1 protein-coding gene is annotated in these 534 nt (G+C 63.3%); it reads left to right on the top strand.

The genetic code is table 11. The features are described 5' to 3' along the window. Positions 1-534 (top strand): PAS domain S-box protein (locus L6Q96_23610; GenBank protein ID MCK6557532.1); only part of this gene is annotated, 534 nt, incomplete at both ends.

Genomic DNA, 534 nt, shown 5'->3' with positions numbered 1-534 from the left:
GACACCGATCCCAACCTCATCCTGGTCCATGATCCGGACGGCCGCATCGTCCTGGTCAACCAGGCCGGCCTCGACTTCTACGGCTGGGAATCCGAGAACGTCGTGGGACGTCGGGAAATCGAATTGCGCCCCCAGCGCACCGAGGAAGTCGAACGCCGCCACCGCGATCACCAGGAAATCCTCGATCGCCTCCGGGAACGATTCATTCCCGAGGAAACCGTCACCGACCGTCATGGCAATCTGCGCTGGCTGCAGACCGCCAAGCGCCCGCTGATCTCCCCCGACGGCACCACCCGTCTCGTGCTCAGCGTCTCCATCGATATCACCGAGCGAAAGCGGACCGAGGAGGAGTTGCGCAAGGCCAAAGCCACGGCGGAATCCGCCAATCGCGCCAAGAGCGAGTTCGTGGCCAACATGAGCCATGAAATCCGCACCCCGATGAATGGCGTCATCGGCATGACCAACCTCCTCCTCGACACCCCGCTCACCCCGGAGCAACGCGGATTCGCCGAAATCGTCCGGCAAAGCGCCGAA

The sequence above is a fragment of the Candidatus Binatia bacterium genome, from assembly GCA_023150935.1.
Taxonomy (GTDB): Bacteria; Desulfobacterota; Binatia; order HRBIN30; family HRBIN30; genus JAKLJW01.
Note: the sequence above shows the minus strand (reverse complement) of the source record. Positions and strands in the feature narration are given on the sequence as shown.